At 65.4% G+C, this 15,654-nt stretch carries 19 protein-coding genes and 1 tRNA gene; 17 read left to right on the forward strand and 3 right to left on the reverse strand.

What is annotated here, in order from left to right:
* From F8K16_RS03845 to F8K16_RS03920, 16 genes are all read left to right on the forward strand, one after another.
* A partial coding sequence (locus tag F8K16_RS03845; protein ID WP_367122703.1) for a YebC/PmpR family DNA-binding transcriptional regulator occupies window positions 1–122 on the forward strand: 122 nt, incomplete at its 5' end.
* A 20-nt stretch (window positions 123–142) separates the two neighbouring features.
* Window positions 143–637: a crossover junction endodeoxyribonuclease RuvC gene (ruvC, locus tag F8K16_RS03850; protein WP_367122704.1), complete on the forward strand. Its 495-nt coding sequence runs from the start codon at window positions 143–145 to the stop codon at window positions 635–637.
* On the forward strand, window positions 634–1,239 hold the full coding sequence (gene ruvA / locus F8K16_RS03855; protein ID WP_294947170.1) for a Holliday junction branch migration protein RuvA: 606 nt from the start codon (window positions 634–636) through the stop codon (window positions 1,237–1,239). Before ruvC ends, ruvA begins: the two co-directional genes overlap by 4 nt.
* Window positions 1,236–2,237, forward strand: a complete 1,002-nt coding sequence (gene ruvB / locus F8K16_RS03860; RefSeq protein ID WP_294947172.1) for a Holliday junction branch migration DNA helicase RuvB — start codon at window positions 1,236–1,238, stop codon at window positions 2,235–2,237. The genes ruvA and ruvB overlap by 4 nt, the downstream gene beginning before the upstream one ends.
* Window positions 2,238–2,312: 75 nt before the next feature.
* Entirely contained in the window at window positions 2,313–3,002 is a 690-nt protein-coding gene (locus F8K16_RS03865; RefSeq protein WP_294947174.1) for a MotA/TolQ/ExbB proton channel family protein, read from the forward strand.
* 3 nt (window positions 3,003–3,005) lie between these two features.
* Window positions 3,006–3,452, forward strand: coding sequence for an ExbD/TolR family protein (locus F8K16_RS03870; RefSeq protein ID WP_294947176.1), 447 nt, complete (start codon window positions 3,006–3,008; stop codon window positions 3,450–3,452).
* Complete coding sequence (gene tolA, locus F8K16_RS03875; protein WP_294947179.1) at window positions 3,449–4,408, forward strand: cell envelope integrity protein TolA; 960 nt, start codon at window positions 3,449–3,451, stop codon at window positions 4,406–4,408. Before F8K16_RS03870 ends, tolA begins: the two co-directional genes overlap by 4 nt.
* Before the next feature lie 9 nt (window positions 4,409–4,417).
* Window positions 4,418–5,701, forward strand: a complete 1,284-nt coding sequence (gene tolB / locus F8K16_RS03880) for a Tol-Pal system beta propeller repeat protein TolB (RefSeq protein WP_294947181.1) — start codon at window positions 4,418–4,420, stop codon at window positions 5,699–5,701.
* Window positions 5,702–5,712: 11 nt separating this feature from the next.
* On the forward strand, window positions 5,713–6,324 hold the full coding sequence (gene pal / locus F8K16_RS03885; RefSeq protein WP_294947182.1) for a peptidoglycan-associated lipoprotein Pal: 612 nt from the start codon (window positions 5,713–5,715) through the stop codon (window positions 6,322–6,324).
* Entirely contained in the window at window positions 6,321–7,190 is an 870-nt protein-coding gene (bamD, locus tag F8K16_RS03890; RefSeq protein WP_294947183.1) for an outer membrane protein assembly factor BamD, read from the forward strand. The genes pal and bamD overlap by 4 nt, the downstream gene beginning before the upstream one ends.
* Complete coding sequence (queC, locus tag F8K16_RS03895; RefSeq protein WP_294947184.1) at window positions 7,187–7,864, forward strand: 7-cyano-7-deazaguanine synthase QueC; 678 nt, start codon at window positions 7,187–7,189, stop codon at window positions 7,862–7,864. Before bamD ends, queC begins: the two co-directional genes overlap by 4 nt.
* 83 nt (window positions 7,865–7,947) lie before the next feature.
* Window positions 7,948–8,023, forward strand: a tRNA-Lys gene (locus F8K16_RS03900).
* A gap of 49 nt (window positions 8,024–8,072) precedes the next feature.
* Window positions 8,073–8,345: a hypothetical protein gene (locus tag F8K16_RS03905; protein ID WP_294947185.1), complete on the forward strand. Its 273-nt coding sequence runs from the start codon at window positions 8,073–8,075 to the stop codon at window positions 8,343–8,345.
* Between the two features lie 76 nt (window positions 8,346–8,421).
* On the forward strand, window positions 8,422–9,498 hold the full coding sequence (gene glnL, locus F8K16_RS03910) for a nitrogen regulation protein NR(II) (RefSeq protein ID WP_294947187.1): 1,077 nt from the start codon (window positions 8,422–8,424) through the stop codon (window positions 9,496–9,498).
* The gene (gene ntrC, locus F8K16_RS03915) at window positions 9,491–10,912 is read left to right on the forward strand and encodes a nitrogen regulation protein NR(I) (protein ID WP_294947189.1); all 1,422 of its coding nucleotides are present in this window, start codon (window positions 9,491–9,493) and stop codon (window positions 10,910–10,912) included. The genes glnL and ntrC overlap by 8 nt, the downstream gene beginning before the upstream one ends.
* Window positions 10,913–10,914: 2 nt before the next feature.
* A complete protein-coding gene (locus tag F8K16_RS03920; protein ID WP_294947192.1) occupies window positions 10,915–11,682 on the forward strand; it encodes a hypothetical protein in 768 nt (255 codons plus the stop codon).
* Window positions 11,683–11,692: 10 nt separating this feature from the next.
* On the opposite strand, the gene F8K16_RS03925 is transcribed toward F8K16_RS03920, so the two are convergent.
* The 3 genes from F8K16_RS03925 to F8K16_RS03935 are packed head-to-tail and all read right to left on the reverse strand — an operon-like array spanning window position 11,693 to window position 14,624.
* Window positions 11,693–12,511, reverse strand: a complete 819-nt coding sequence (locus tag F8K16_RS03925; RefSeq protein ID WP_294947195.1) for an inositol monophosphatase — start codon at window positions 12,509–12,511, stop codon at window positions 11,693–11,695.
* Window positions 12,504–13,787: an HlyC/CorC family transporter gene (locus F8K16_RS03930; RefSeq protein WP_294947198.1), complete on the reverse strand. Its 1,284-nt coding sequence runs from the start codon at window positions 13,785–13,787 to the stop codon at window positions 12,504–12,506. Before F8K16_RS03930 ends, F8K16_RS03925 begins: the two co-directional genes overlap by 8 nt.
* 36 nt (window positions 13,788–13,823) lie before the next feature.
* Complete coding sequence (locus tag F8K16_RS03935; protein ID WP_294947201.1) at window positions 13,824–14,624, reverse strand: inner membrane protein YpjD; 801 nt, start codon at window positions 14,622–14,624, stop codon at window positions 13,824–13,826.
* A 68-nt stretch (window positions 14,625–14,692) separates the two neighbouring features.
* Here F8K16_RS03935 and ffh point away from each other — a divergent pair.
* On the forward strand, window positions 14,693–15,654 hold a 962-nt coding region (gene ffh, locus F8K16_RS03940), incomplete at its 3' end, for a signal recognition particle protein (RefSeq protein ID WP_294947204.1).

Below are 15,654 nucleotides of genomic sequence, written 5' to 3' on the forward strand. Positions count from 1 at the left end.
CCGATCCGGAGCAGGCGCAGAAAGTGATGGCGCTGATCGACGCGCTGGAGGACCTGGACGATGTGCAGCGGGTCTACTCCAACGTGGACATTCCCGACGACGTGATGGAGAAGATCGCCTGAAGGCGCAGCGCATACTGGGCATCGATCCCGGCTCACGCAAGACCGGCGTGGGCATTGTGGACATTGCCGGCCCGCGCAGCCGCTATGTCTTCAGCGGCGTGATCCGGGTGGAGAAGTACACGCCGCCGGAGCGGCTCAGGCGCATCTTCAACAGCATGAACGAGCTGATCGCCCAGTACCGGCCCGACGCGCTGGCCATCGAAAAGGTGTTCGTGCACAAGGATCCGGTCGCGGCGATCAAGCTGGGGCAGGCGCGCGGCGTCATTCTGTGCGCCGCGGCGCTGGCGGAGGTGCCCATCTTCGAGTACACCCCCACCCAGATCAAGGGAGTGGTCGTGGGCAAGGGGCACGCCGCCAAGGGACAGATTCAGTTCATGGTGCAGCAGCTGCTGCGTCTGAGCGAGACACCGCAGGAGGATGCGGCCGACGCGCTGGCCTGCGCCCTGTGCCATGCGCGCTTCGCCTCGCTCAAGGTGGATGTCACGCGCCTTGGTGGCGCAAGGAGACGGTTTTGATCGGCGCATTGACGGGCAGACCCCTCAGCTGGCAGCCGCCGGAGCTGCTGCTGGATGTCAACGGCGTGGCCTACGAGGTGCTCGCGCCCTCCACGCTGCACTTTCATGATGATGAGACCGTGCGGCTCTACACCCATCTGACCGTGCGTGAGGACCAGATGCAGCTCTACGGTTTCCGCAGTCTGGAGGAGCGCAACGTCTTCCGCACCCTGCTGCGCATCAGCGGCATCGGCGCCAAGATGGGGCTGGCCATTCTCTCCACCTGGCAGGTGGACGAGCTGATGCAGATCATCCGTCAGGAGGATCTCAAGGCGCTCACCCGCATTCCGGGCGTGGGCAAAAAGACGGCCGAAAAACTGCTGGTGGAGCTGAAGCACCGCTTCGACAGTCTCGCTCCGGCGGCGGGCGGCGGCGTGGCGGCGGGGACGGCCCCGGCCACGCTGGCGTTGCCGGACGATGCCGTCTCACTGGCGCGACAGGCGCTGGAGAACCTGGGCTACACGCCGGCGGAGGCCGGCCGACTGCTGGATGCGGTGGCCGAGGAGGGGCTTGAGACCGCCGAGCTGATCAGACGGGCACTGAAACAGGCGCAGACACGATGATCGAAGCGGACCGCATCGTCGGCAATCAGGAGGTGGAGGACGACATCTTCCTGCCGCCCCGCATCCGTCCGCAGAATCTGGACGAATATGTGGGGCAGCAGGCGGCCCGGGCGCAGCTGTCCATGTTCATCGAGGCGGCGCGCCAGCGGCAGGAGGCGCTGGACCATGTGCTGCTCTACGGGCCGCCCGGGCTGGGCAAGACCACGCTGGCCAACATCATCGCCCACGAAATGGGCTCGCAGCTGCGCCAGACCTCCGGCCCGGCGCTGGAGCGTCCGGGCGATCTGGCCGCCCTGCTGACCCGGCTGGAGCCGTTTGACGTGCTCTTCATCGACGAGATCCACCGCCTCTCGCCCGCGGTGGAGGAGATCCTCTACCCCGCCATGGAGGATTTCCAGATCGACATCATCATCGGCGAGGGGCCTGCCGCCCAGAGCGTGCAGATCGACATTCCCCCCTTCACGCTGGTGGGCGCCACCACCCGTGCCGGCCTGCTCACCATGCCACTGATGGACCGTTTCGGCATCGTGCAGCGGCTTGAGTTCTATACTGTTGAAGAATTGTCACAAATCATTACGCGTTCTGCGCATATACTTGGCGTGCGCATCGAACCCGACGGGGCGGCGGAGATCGCCCGCCGGGCGCGTGGCACGCCGCGGATCGCCAACCGGCTGCTCAAACGGGTGAGGGACTACGCGCAGGTACGCGGTGACGGCACCATCACCCGCGAGGTGGCGGATGCAGCGCTGAATCTTCTGGAGGTGGATCCGCTCGGTCTCGACAAGATGGACCGGCGGCTGCTGGAACTGGTGATCAACAAGTTCGACGGCGGGCCGGTGGGCATCGACAGCCTGGCCAGCGCTCTGGGCGAAGAGAAGGGGACCATCGAGGAGGTGATCGAGCCCTATCTGGTGCAGCAGGGCTTTCTGGTACGCTCGCCGCGTGGACGCATGGCCACGGATCTGGCCTATGGCCATCTGGGGCTGTCGCGGGACTGATTTGAACGGGGTCTCCCCCAATTTTGCAGGGTGCGGGACAAACCGCGCCGGAAAAACGACGGAAAAACGGGTCTTATGGACGGAAAACAGCTGCTTGAACTGATTTTCAATGCCTCCATCGTGGTGCAGGCGGTCATGGTGATCCTGCTGTTCATGTCGGTGGCGGTGTGGGCCGTCGGCTTTGCCAAGCGGGCCGAGCTGGGACGCATGCGCCGGCATCTTGCGGATCTGCGTCATGATTTCGAGCAGGGCGCCGGGCTGCAGCTCTACTACGACCTTGCCGCACGGCCCTATGGCGATTCGCTGGCGGCGCAGGTGCTCAAGGCGGGTGTGGGCGAGTTTCTCGAGCTGAACAAGCTGGGCGTGCGTGACCGTGGCGCCCTGCTGGAAGGTTCGGAGCGGGCCATGCTGGCGGCACTCAACGAGGCGCACCGCAAGGTCAATGGTCTGCTGCCCACGCTGGCCACCATCGGCTCCTCCGCTCCCTACATCGGCCTGTTCGGCACCGTCTGGGGCGTGATGAACGCCTTTGCCGGGCTGGCGCAGGTGCAGCAGGCCACCCTGTCCGCCGTGGCACCCGGTATCGCCGAGGCGCTCATCGCCACCGCCATGGGCCTGTTCGCCGCCATTCCGGCGGTGATCGCCTACAACCGCCTCACCGCGCGGGCCAACGGTCTGGCCGACGAACTGGAGGAACTGGCCGAACGGGTGCTGGTGCGTCTGCACCGTCAGGCCAACAAGCTGTCCAACGCACCGGAGATGTGATCCATGCGCCGCCGCCTCTCCATGCATGGCAAGCGCTCCCGCCTGATGGCGGAGATCAACGTGGTGCCCTATGTGGACGTGACGCTGGTGCTGCTGATCATCTTCATGGTCACCGCGCCCATCGTGCAGCAGGCGGTCTGGGTCGATCTGCCCGCTACGCCCAAGGTGGAGAAAAAGGGCGCCATGCAGGGCAGGGAGCCTTTCGTCATCACCGTCACCAAAGACGGTTTCTACCGCACCAGCGCCGATCCCGATCATGTGGTGGCGCCGCAGGAGCTGGCGCGGCTGGTGGCCGAAGCCGTGGCCCGCAGTCAGCTGAAGCAACCCATCTACCTGCAGGGTGACCGGCAGGCGCCCTATGGCAAGGTGGTCAAGCTGTTCGTGCTGCTCAAGGCCAATGGTGTGGATCAGGTGGCGCTGCTGACCCAGCCCGAGGAGGTGGGCCGATGATCCGCTTCGTGCTGCGTCATCCGCTGGCGACGCTGGCGGCGCTGGCCGTTCATGGCCTGCTGTTCATCCTGCTGTGGTGGAACTGGAGTCAGCCGGCCAGACCCCATGCCGTGGCAGCGCCTTCCGAACCGGGCCGGAGCGTTCCGTCCCGTCAGGCGCTGCCGCCCATGAAGACCTTTGCGGTAGATCAGAAGCTGGTGCAACAGCAGCTGGAGAAGATTCGCCGACAGGAGGCGGCCAAGCGCCGCCGTGCCGAAGAACTGAAAAGACAGGCGGAGGCCGAGCGTCGCCGTCTGGCCGCTTTGAAGCGTCAGCGCGAGCTGGAACGCAGGAAGGCCGAAGAGGCTCGCCGCAAGGCGGAGGCCGAGCGTCAGCGTCTGCTGGCGGAGAAGAAAAAGGCCGAGGCGCTGAAGAAGGCCGCCGAAGAGGCAGCGCGCAAGAAGGCGGAAGCCGAACGCAAGGCGCGTGAGCTGAAGCGGCAGCAGCAGCTGGCGGCGGAGAAGAAGCGCCGACTGGAAGAAGAGCTGCGTCGCAAGGCGGAGGAGAAGAAGCGGCTGGAAGAGGCGGCCCGTCAGGCGCGCCTCAAAAAGGAACAGGAGGAAGAAGCCGCACGGCTGCGTGAGCAGCTGCTGGCCGAGGAACGCCAGCGGCAGGAAGCGGAGCGCCGACAGCGGCTGGCGAAGCTGCGCGAGCTCTACATCAGCCAGATCGCCGCCAGGGTGAAGGAGAACTGGCGCACACCGGCGCGCATCAGTCCGGATGCCCAGTGCGATCTGGAGATCACCCAGAAGCCTGACGGCAAGATCGTCTCCGTCAAGGTCCTCAACTGCAACAAGGCGGCGGACAAACCCTTCCGCATCGCCGCCGAACGGGCGGTGTGGCGCACCGGCACCCTGCCACCGCCCCCGGAAAAGGAACTGTTCGAGCCGACCATACGATTCGTTTTCAAGCCCTGAGGTAGCGTGATGAGACTGTTTGTCCTGCTTTGGCTGATGTTGTTGACATTGTCCGCCCGCGCCGAGCTGACCGTGGAGATCAGTGATGCGCAGGAGAGCGCCACGCCGGTGGCCATCATCCCTTTCGAGGGTGAGGCCCAGGCACCGGAGAAGGTCTCCGAAGTGGTGGGGTTCGACCTGCGCCGCAGCGGTCGTTTCCGGCCACTGCCGACGGACGACCTGCCGGAGTTGCCGTTGGAGGTGGGCGACATTCACTACGAGGACTGGCGTGACACCGGCTCCGATGTGCTGCTGATGGGGCGGGTGGATCACAATCCGGACGGCAGCTGGACGGTGACCGCCACACTGGTGGACCTGCTGCGCCGCGAGGTCATGTTCACCCGCAAGTGGGCGAATGTCTCCAGCCGTCAGCTGCGTCGGGTGGGTCATCAGCTGGCCGACCAGATGTATGAAGCGCTGACCGGCATCCGCGGCGCTTTCGACACCCGCATCGCCTATGTGCTGGTGCAGACCGTGGGTGGACGCAAGCGCTATACCCTCAATGTGGCCGACTCTGACGGTCACAACGAGCGGGCGGTGCTGCGCTCCTGGGAGCCGATCACCTCGCCGGACTGGTCACCGGATGGACGCAAACTGGCCTATGTCTCCTTCGAGAACGGCCGCTCCGAGGTTTACATTCAGGACCTCTACACCGGCCGGCGGGAAAAGGTAGCCGCCTTCAAGGGTATCAACAGTGCCCCGGCCTGGTCGCCGGACGGACGCAAGCTGGCACTGACCCTCTCCAGGGCCGGCAGCGCGGATCTCTATCTGCTGGATCTCAAGACCCGCAAGCTGCGCCGGTTGACGCGGCACTGGGCCATCGAGACCGAGGCCAGCTGGGCACCGGACGGCAAGACGATCTACTTCACCTCGGATCGGCGTGGCCAGCCGCAGATCTTCCGTCTGAATCTGTCCACCGGCGAGGTGGAACGGGTCACTTACGAGGGCAGCTACAACGCCAGCCCGGCCGTGTCACCGGACGGTCGCTGGCTGGCCATGGTGGATGCCTCGCCCGGACAGGGCTACCATATTGCCCTGCAGGATTTGAAGACCGGTGACTTCCGCATCCTGACCGATACCTTTCTGGATGAGTCGCCCAGCTTTGCCCCCAACAGCGAGATGATTCTCTATGCGATGAACCGCAACGGTCGGGGCGAGCTGGCGGTGGTGCCGGTGGAGGGAGGCATCTCCCAGTATCTCAAGGTGCCGGATGGTGAGGTGAAGGAACCGGATTGGGGGCCGTATCGCAAATGAGGAGACAGAACATGAAACGCATCATGCTAGCAGGAACCGTCACCCTGCTGCTGGCCGGCTGCGCCGGGCAGCAGACCAAGCCCGACCAGAGCGGCGCCGTGCCGGTGGAACCGGTCACTGAGGCAGAGAAGCAGGCTGGTGAGCATGGTGGTCTGCCGGTGACAAGCGGCAATCGGGGAGGTGTGGAGGTCATTCCCATCGATCAGCAGGAAGAGGGCGGCGCAGAAGGGATCGAGGGGCTGCGTCCAGACGAGGCGCAGGCGGGCGAGACACAGCAGAACGCGGTGCTGGCCTATCCCCCCGTGGTCTATTTCGACACCGACTCCGATGTGGTCAGTGAGGAAGGCCGCCAGGTGCTCAAATACTACGCCGACAAGCTGCTGGCCCAGCCTGACGTCAAGGTACGGCTGGAAGGGCATACTGACGAACGCGGTACGCCGGACTACAACCTGGCGCTGGGTGAACGTCGCGCCAAGGCTGTCAGGCAGGTGCTGGAACTCTACGGTGTGCCGACCGAGCGCATCGAGGTGATCAGCTACGGTGAGGAGCGTCCGGCGGTGCAGGGCCACGACGAGGCCGCCTGGAGCAAGAACCGTCGCGTTGAACTGGTGTTCATAAAATGACCGTGAAGCATGGGCAGGCATGGCTGCTGGCCGGTGCGCTGCTGGCCGTCTCGGCTGGCACGCAGGCGGCGGCGAAAGTGGAGGTGATCGGGGACACCACCGCGCTGGAGAAACGGGTCGGTCGGCTTGAGCGCATGCTGGAAAATCCGGTGCTGCTGCAGCTGAGTGACCGTCTGGCCGAGCAGCAGAAAGAGATCCAGCAATTGCAGGACCGGCTGGACCGGCTGCAATACCGCCTGAAACAGCAGGACCGCCAGCACCGCCAGCGCATCGAGGGGCTGGAGACCCGCATCGCTCAGCTGGAGGCGCAGCTCAAGGCGCAGGCTCGGCCATCGGAGACTGAAACGCCGGCCAGCGAGGAAAAACCGGCGGATGGTGGCAAGAGCGGCGCGCTGCGTGCCGATGAGCTGGGGGGCAAGGGAAGTGCCAGCGGCCGGCAGAAGGCCAGGGCCGAGGCCGGAAAGCTGCATCGACCCACCGCCGAGGAACTCAAACTGTACGACGAAGGCATGACCCTGCTGAAAAAGTCCGCCTACAGGCAGGCGGCCGCGAAGCTGGATGCCTTTCATAAAAAACATCCCAGGTCAGAGCTGGCGCCCAATGCCGCCTACTGGGCCGGCGAGGCCTATATGGTGCAGCTGGCCTTCGACAAGGCGTGGCCGCGCTTCAAGCGGGTCATCGACCACTATCCCCACAGCAACAAGTATGGCGACAGCCTGCTGCGCGGGTCGGATGCGCTGGCCAAACTTGGCAGGAAGAAGGAGGCCATCGCCCTGCTTGAGCGGCTGCTGGCGGACAAGACGCTGCCCGAATCTTTGAAGACGCGGGCAAAAAAGCGGCTGGCGAAGCTGAAGGGGGGCCAATGAGCCGTCCGGCCGTGGTGCTGCTTTCGGGCGGGCTGGATTCGGCCACCGTGCTGGCCATCGCCCGGGATCAGGGCTTCGCCTGCCATACCCTCAGTTTCGACTACGGCCAGCGCCATCGGGCCGAGCTGCGTGCCGCCGAACGCATTTCAAAGGCGCTGGGGGCGGTTTCCCATCGGGTGATCCGCATCGATCTGGGGCAGATCGGTGGCTCGGCGCTGACGGACCACGCCATCGACGTGCCCACTGACGGGGTGGGTGAGGATATTCCCGTCACCTATGTGCCCGCCCGCAACATGACCTTCCTGTCGCTGGCCGTGGGGCTGGCGGAAGTGGTCGGAGCGCGGGACATCTTCATCGGCGTCAATGCGGTGGACTATTCCGGCTATCCGGACTGCCGGCCGGAATTTATCCGCGCTTTCGAGCAGGCGGCCAATCTGGGCACCAAGGCCGGGGTGGAAGGGCAGCCGTTTACCATCCACACCCCGCTGATTGATCTGACCAAGGCGGAGATCATCCGCACCGGCAGCCGTCTGGGGGTGGACTATGGGCTGACGATCTCATGCTATCAGGCCGATGAGGAAGGGCGCGCCTGCGGTGTGTGCGACAGTTGTCGCCTGCGGCGCATGGGCTTCGAGCAGGCCGGCGTGCCGGACCCGACTCCCTACCGTTTCTGACAGCGAGGCCCTCTGGTCCGTGGAGGGCGACAAAAGGGGTTGCGCAATCGGAATCGATTCGTATAATACCGCCTCATTCCAGCGGGTCGTTAGCTCAGTTGGTAGAGCAGCTGGCTTTTAACCAGTTGGTCGAAGGTTCGAATCCTTCACGACCCACCATATTCCGAACCCCGGCGCATGCCGGGGTTTTTCGTCTGGAGCGCCGAAAATGGCCCGAGCACGCACGCCCTTCACCTGGCACTACTACGCCATGGCCGCCGGCACCCTGGCGGCGATTCTGGCCGCCCTGCTGGGGGGCTGGTCTGCGGCGATGTCCGCAGCCGCCTTCGCCATCGTCAGTCACCCGGGGCTGAAGTTCACCGGTCTGACCCGGCAGGTGTTCATGGCCCTGTTTCTCATCCTCTTCGTCTTTGCCTTTCCCCGTGAGGCGCCGCCGGGTGCCTTTGACACCGCATCACCTGCCGCTACAGAACAGCGCTGAAACCCTCCTTTCTGCCACGGTGGGGTCTTGAATTGCATCTATAATGTGCAAAGTGACTCAATAAGGTGCAACAGGAGTGGATGGACAGATTGCGCAGGAGCTGCTGGATGGCATGCACACCGGCGTGCTGTGGTTCGACGCGGACCGTCGGCTCCAGTACATGAACCTTGCCGCCTCGGCCATGCTCTTTCAGGGACTGAGCAAGGCGCGCGGGCGGCCGTTCGAGTGGTTCTTTCCCAGAACGGAGGTGAACTGGGATGACCTCGCCCTCAAGGTGGTCACGCTCTATGAGCAGATCATCGAACGGGAGGACGGCAGCCGTCTCAAGGTGAGCATGACCCTCTCCCCCTATGAGTTGCAGGGACGAAACGGTTGGCTGGTGGAGCTGATCGAGATCGAGCGGCACACCCGCATCATGGAGGAAGAGGAGCGCTGGCATCAGTATGAAGCCGGCAACCAGCTGGTGCGCACGCTTGCCCATGAGGTGAAGAACCCGCTGGCCGGCATCTACGGCGCCAGCCAGCTGCTGCGCAAGCGGCTGCAGAATGATCCCAAGGGCGAGCAGCTGGTGGATGTGGTCGCCCGCGAGGTCAAGCGGCTGCAGAATTTGGTGGACCGCATGCTGGGGCCCAAGGGGGGACTCAATCTCGCTCCTCACAACATCCACGCCGTGCTGGCCCATGTGCTGGATGCCCTGCGACCGGAAAAGCCGGACAATGTGGCCGTCAAGCTGGACTACGACCCCAGCATCCCCGAGCTGGACATCGACTTCGACCAGATGGTGCAGGTGTTCATGAACCTGATCCGCAACGCCTTCCAGGCGATGGAAAGGCATGGCGGTCTGGTGACCCTGCGCACCCGGGTGGCGCACCGCTTCACGCTGGGCAGCCGCATGCTGCCGCTGGTGGTGGTGGTGCAGGTCATCGACGAGGGGGAGGGCATCCCGCCCGAGCTGTTTGATTCCATCTTCTATCCCATGGTGACCAGCAAGCCGGACGGCTCCGGTCTGGGCCTGCCCATCTCGCAGGCCATTCTGCGCCAGCACGGCGGACTGATCGTGGCCGAGAGCGAGCCGGGTCAGACGGTCTTCAGCGTCTATCTGCCGCTGGAGCGTGACAAGATCATGAGCAGGGAGAAGGCAAAGGATGAGTGACACCCGTCCCGTCGTCTGGGTGGTGGATGATGACGCCTCCATCCGCTGGGTGCTGGAGACCGCACTGGAAGAGACCGGCTACGACATCCGCCTGTTCGAGAACCCGGAGATTCCCGTGCAGGAACTGAAAAAGGCGCCGCCCACGGTGGTGCTGACCGATGTGCGCATGCCGCATATGGACGGCATGACCTTCGTGGAGGCCATTCACGAGGCGGACCCGCACATTCCGGTCATCGTCATGACCGCCCATGCCGATCTGGACATGGCGGTGGATGTCTACCAGAAGGATGTGTTCGAATATGTGCCCAAGCCGTTTGAGGTGGACGAGGTGGTCTCCCTGGTGCAACGGGCGGTGCGCAAGCGCCTGTCCGGCGGGCGGCGTCCCCGGGGACGCAAGCCGCAGGCCGCCACGGTGGGCGATGAGGTGCGCATCATCGGCCAGGCGCCCACCATGCAGGAGGTGTTCCGCATCATCGGGCGGGTGGCCAAAACGGATGTCACCGTGCTCATCAACGGCGAGACGGGCACCGGCAAGGAGCTGGTGGCCCGGGCGCTGCACGCTCTGAGCGCCCGCGCCCAGCACCCCTTCGTGGCGCTCAACACCGCCGCCATCCCGCGGGAACTGCTGGAATCGGAGCTGTTCGGCCACGAGAAGGGCGCCTTCACCGGCGCGGTGGAACGGCGCATCGGCCGCTTCGAACAGGCCGACGGCGGCACGCTGTTTCTGGATGAGATCGGCGACATGCCGGTGGATCTGCAGACCCGCCTGCTGCGGGTGCTCAACGACGGCACCTTCTACCGCGTGGGCGGGCGGGACCCCATCAAGGTGAACGTGCGCGTGCTGGCCGCCACCCATCAGGACATGAACCGGCTGGTGCGCGAAGGCAAGTTCCGTGAAGATCTGCTCTACCGCCTCAATGTGATCCGCATTCAGGTGCCGCCTCTGCGGGAGCGGCGCGAGGACATTCCGCTGCTGCTGCGCCACTATCTGGATCAGGCGGCGCAGGAGCTGGGCATGGAGCCCAAGACCCTCGACCCGGAGGTGGAGCGCTACCTGACCCGCCTGCACTGGCCGGGCAACGTGCGCCAGCTGGCCAGCCTGTGCACCTGGCTGACCATCATGGCGCCCGGGCGGGTGGTCAACTTCGACGACCTGCCGCTGGAGCTGCGCAATGAGACGGTGGCCAGCGAGGTGCGTGGCGACTGCGACTGGACCGATGCCCTGGCCAAATGGGCGGATCAGGCGCTGGCGGCCGGCGAGAGGAACATTCACGACAAGGCACAGGAGAAGCTGGACCGGGTGCTGATCGAGGTGGCGCTGCGGGCGGCACGCCATCACAAGCAGCAGGCGGCCCGGCTGCTGGGCTGGGGGCGCAACACGCTCACCCGCAAGATGCAGGCGCTCGACCTGTAGCCATGCTGCCCGAACTGTTCCAGTATGCGCTGACGCCCACGCGCCATCCTGCGGCGCGCCGCATGGGCTATCTGTATGAGGCCATTGCCCTGTCCGCCCGCTATGGTCGCTGTCGCAACCAGTGGGACCCTCACTATGCCCGCTGCCGTGAAGTCATTGAGGCGGCGCTGCCCGAGACGGGGCGTCGGGCGCTCGTTCTGGGCGCCGGCACTCTGCGGGATGTGCCGCTGACGGCGCTGAGCGCCCGGTTCGAACGGGTGGATCTGGTGGATCTGGTGTGGCTGTGGCCGGCACGCTGGCGGGTGCGGCGGCACGCCAATGTCCGTCTGGTCGAACATGACGTCACCGAGGCGCTGACCGCCCTGATGGCCGGCGAGCTGGGGGTGCCGCAGCCCCGCTGGGGGCTGGACGGCGGCTATGACTTCGTGGTGTCGCTCAATCTGGCCACGCAGCTGCCGCTGCTGCCGGCCCAGTGGCTGCTCCGGCGCAAGGTGGACGAGCAGGCCATCGACAGCTATGGCCGGGCGCTGATGCAGGCGCATCTGGACTGGTTGCACGCCTTTCCGGACGCGTCGGTATGCCTGATCGCCGACCGGCTGATCGAAACCCGCGCTCCGGGCCGTCCCGTGGAACCGGTGGACCCCTGGTGGGGCGTGACCCCGCCGCCTGAAGATGAACACTGGTGGTGGGAGGCGGTGCCGCGGCGTGAAGGGCGCGGGGAGGCCCGCTGGCATCGGGTGGGTGTGAGCCAGTGGCACAATCTCGCCTGAGACAGCTGTCTCAGGCGTCGGTGAGCACGCGCATCCAGTCTTCAAGCAGTGCCGGACTGGCGGCGGCCACGGCGGAGCGTTTGGTGAGCGTGCCGTTGGCCACGGGTTCGCCTTCCAGCGTGCAGCTGGCACCGCCCGCCTCATGCAGGATCAACTGTCCGGCGGCGTAGTCCCACAGGCCCTGACCACCATGCAGGTAGAGCTCGGCCCGTCCGGCGGCCAGCCAGCACCAGTCCAGCACCACCGCGCCGATATTGCGCTGGGAGGCGTAGGGCGCCTCCGTGGCCAGTCGGGCCGCCAGGGGTTTGGGCAGACGCTTGAAGTCGATCAGCGCCAGCGCCCTTTTTGCGTCGTTCAGGCTGTTTTCCAGTTTCAGCGGAGCGTCATTGAGGGTGGCACCGCGGCCCTTGCGGGCGGCGAACAGCTCGTCCCGCACCGGGTCATAGACCAGCCCCAGCCGGATCTCGCCCGCCACGCTCAGGGCCAGCGAGCTGGCAAACAGCGGGCAGCCGTGGGCGAAGTTGGTGGTGCCGTCCAGCGGATCGAGAATCCAGCAGCCGTCGGGGCCGTTGAGGGCCGCCTGCTGCTCCTCGGGGCTGCTCTCCTCGCCAAGGAAGCGGAACCGGGGCCAGGTGGAGGTGAGAAAGCGCTGCGTGGCCTGCTGCATGGCCTCGTCCGCCTCCGTCAGCAGGCTGCCGTCCGCCTTGACGGTGGCGCCCACGTGCCGGAAGCGGGGCAGCAGCTCCTGCCGGGCCAGGCGGCGGAACTCATCCTGCAGCAGCTGCCAGTCGGCGTCGCTCTCAAGGGGAGAGAAGCGGGTGTCAGTCATGGGTGCGCTCCTGTTGCAGCGGGCAGATGCGCAGCTTCTCCACGGCGTTGTCGCTCACATCTACCACTTCGATGACATAATCCTCCAGCCGGAGGCTGGTGCCCGGGTTGGGCAGGGCTTCCAGCACCTCCTGCACCAGACCGTTGAGGGTCTTGGGCCCGTCGGTGGGCAGGGTGAAGTCGAACTCCTTGTTCAGGTCGCGGATGAACACGCTGCCCTCGGCCAGCAGACAGCCGTTGTCTTCCTGCACGATGTCCTCGCGCTGGTGGTGCTGCTTGTCCATGGACAGTTCGCCCACGATCTCCTCCAGCAGGTCTTCCATGGTGAGCAGGCCGATCAGATCGCCGTACTCGTCCACCACCAGCGCCATGCGGCGGCGGCGCTGGCGGAACTGGCCCAGCTGCTTGGTCAGCGGCGTGGTGTTGGGCACGAAGTAGGCGGGGCGTGCCAGCTTGATCAGATCACGCAGCGCCAGCTCGTCGGCAGATTTTTCCAGCAGCAGGGGCAGTGCCTTGCGGATGTTGAGAATGCCGAGGATTTCCTCATCCAGCGAGCCGCGGTAGAGGGGAATACGGGTGTAGGGGGCGTGGGCGATGCGGCGCAGGATCTCTTCCAGCGGCAGGTTGACGTCGATGGCGTAGATCTCCGATTTGGGGATCAGCACATCTTCGACCGTCACCTGCTCCATGCGCAGGATGCTCTTGAGCATGTCCCGGTATTGCTTGGGCAGCTGGGGCATGTTCTCGATGATGGCTTCCAGTTCCTGCGGGGTCAGGTGCTCCTCCTGCTGGCGCAGCTCCACCCCCAGCAGGCGCAGGAAGTTGTTGGCCACGAAGTTGACCAGCAGCACCAGCGGCGAGAGCAGCTTGAGCAGCGGATCGAGGAAATAGGTGGCCGGAAAGGCGATCTTTTCCGGATACATGGCCGCCAGCGTCTTGGGCGCCACCTCGGAGAAGATGAGCACCACCAGGGTGAGGATGCCGGCGCCGATGGCGATGCCCGGCTCGCCGGCGATGCGCATGGCGATCACCGTTGCGATGGAGGAGGCGAGGATGTTGACGAAGTTGTTGCCCAACAGGATGACGCCCAGCAGACGGTCCGGCTGGGCCAGCAGACGCAGGGCGCGCTGAGCCGGGCGGTGACCCTGCTGGGCCAGTGCCTTGAGGCGGTAGCGGTTGAGCGCCATCATGCCGGTCTCCGAACTAGAGAAGATGGCGGACATCAGCAACAGCGCGGCGAGAATGCCGAACAGAACCGACAGGGGAAGATCGTTCATCAGTTATGAAAGCTCCTTGGAACGGAAATCGGGTGATTAGGGACGGTTGAGCAGAATTTCAAGCACGAACTGGGAGCCCACATAGCCGAGCACCAGCAGGCCGAAGGCGATGAGCGTGGCGCGCACCGCCTTCTGCCCGCGCCAGCCCCGGCGCCAGTGGCCCCACAGCAGCCCGGCGTAGACCAGCCAGGCCAGCATGGAGAAGAAGGTCTTGTGCACCAGATGCTGGCCGAACAGGTCGTCCACGAACAGGGCGCCGGTGATCAGCGCCAGCGTCAGCACGACAAACCCGATGACCAGCAGGCCGTAGAGGGTGTTTTCCATCATGGCCAGCGGCGGCAGGGTGCGAAACAGGCGGGTCAGGCGCTGGCGCTTGAAGTTGCGCTCCTGCACGCTGTAGAGCACCGCCTGCGCCGCCGCCAGCCCCAGCAGGCTGTAGGCCATCACCGCAAGCAGCACGTGCACGCCATACTGGGGGGGCAGGGCGTGGGGCAGACCCATGCTGTTCTGGGCCACAAGGCCCAGCAGGGCGAAGGGCCAGACGAACAGCCCCAGCGCCTCCACGGGGCGGGCGATGGCGATCAGCAGCAGGGCGGCGCTGGCGGCCCAGCCGATGAGCGACAGGCCGATGCCGAGGCTGAACCAGGCGGCCCCGTCGTGATGGATGCCCAGCCACAGGCTGGCGCCGTGCAGCAGCGTGGCCACGCCGCTGCTCCAGCACACCTGCACGCGCTTGAAGTCGGCCGGCAGGTCGAATCGCAGCCGCATGAAGATCACGAAGAAGGCGTACAGGTAGAAGGGCGCGGCCAGCGCACCGAGGAAACCGCTGGAGATCATTCGGTGTCGGGGTAGATGCTCATGATGGCCTTATAATAGCCCAAATTCGCCAGTTTATGGAGCCGAGCATGTTTGACAGTCTGACAGATCGCCTCAACCGCGCCTTCAAGCAGGTGACCGGCCAGGGGCGCCTGACCGAAAGCAATATCAAGGACGCGCTGCGTGATGTCCGCCGTGCGCTGCTGGAGGCGGACGTCGCCCTGCCGGTGGTGAAGGATTTCATCGACCGGGTGCGCGAGCGCGCCATTGGTCAGGAGGTCAGCGGCGCCCTCAATCCGGGACAGGCGTTCATCAAGATCGTCCGCGACGAGCTGACCCGGGTCATGGGCGGCGAGGCGGAGCCGCTCAACCTCAAGACCACGCCGCCGGCGGTCATTCTCATGGCCGGCCTGCAGGGCGCGGGCAAGACCACCACCGTGGGCAAGCTGGCCAAGTGGCTCAAGGAGAACGAGAAGAAGAAGGTGATGGTGGTCTCGGCGGACGTCTATCGCCCGGCCGCCATCCGCCAGCTGGAGACGCTGGCCGAGCAGGTGGGCGTGGAGTTCTTCCCGTCCTCGCCCGATCAGGCGCCGGAGGAGATCGCCCGCGCGGCGCTGGAGGCGGCGCGCAAGAGCTTTGCCGATGTGCTCATCGTGGACACCGCCGGTCGCCTGCACATCGACGAAGCGCTGATGGCGGAGATCCAGCGTCTGCACGAGGTGCTCAACCCGGCCGAAACCCTGTTCGTGGTGGACGCCATGACCGGTCAGGACGCGGCCAACACCGCCCGGGCCTTCCATGAGGCCCTGCCGCTGACCGGTGTCATTCTCACCAAGGCGGACGGTGACGCCCGTGGCGGTGCGGCCCTGTCGATCCGAGAGATCACCGGCAAGCCCATCAAGTTCCTCGGTGTGGGCGAAAAGCTGGACGGACTGGAGCCTTTCCATCCGGACCGCATGGCCGGACGCATCCTCGGCATGGGCGATGTGCTCTCGCTCATTGAGGAGGCCGAGCGCAAGATCGACAAAAAGAAGGCCGAGAAGTTCGCCCG

This window comes from Sulfurivirga sp. (assembly GCF_015490265.1).
Taxonomy (GTDB): Bacteria; Pseudomonadota; Gammaproteobacteria; order Thiomicrospirales; family Thiomicrospiraceae; genus Sulfurivirga.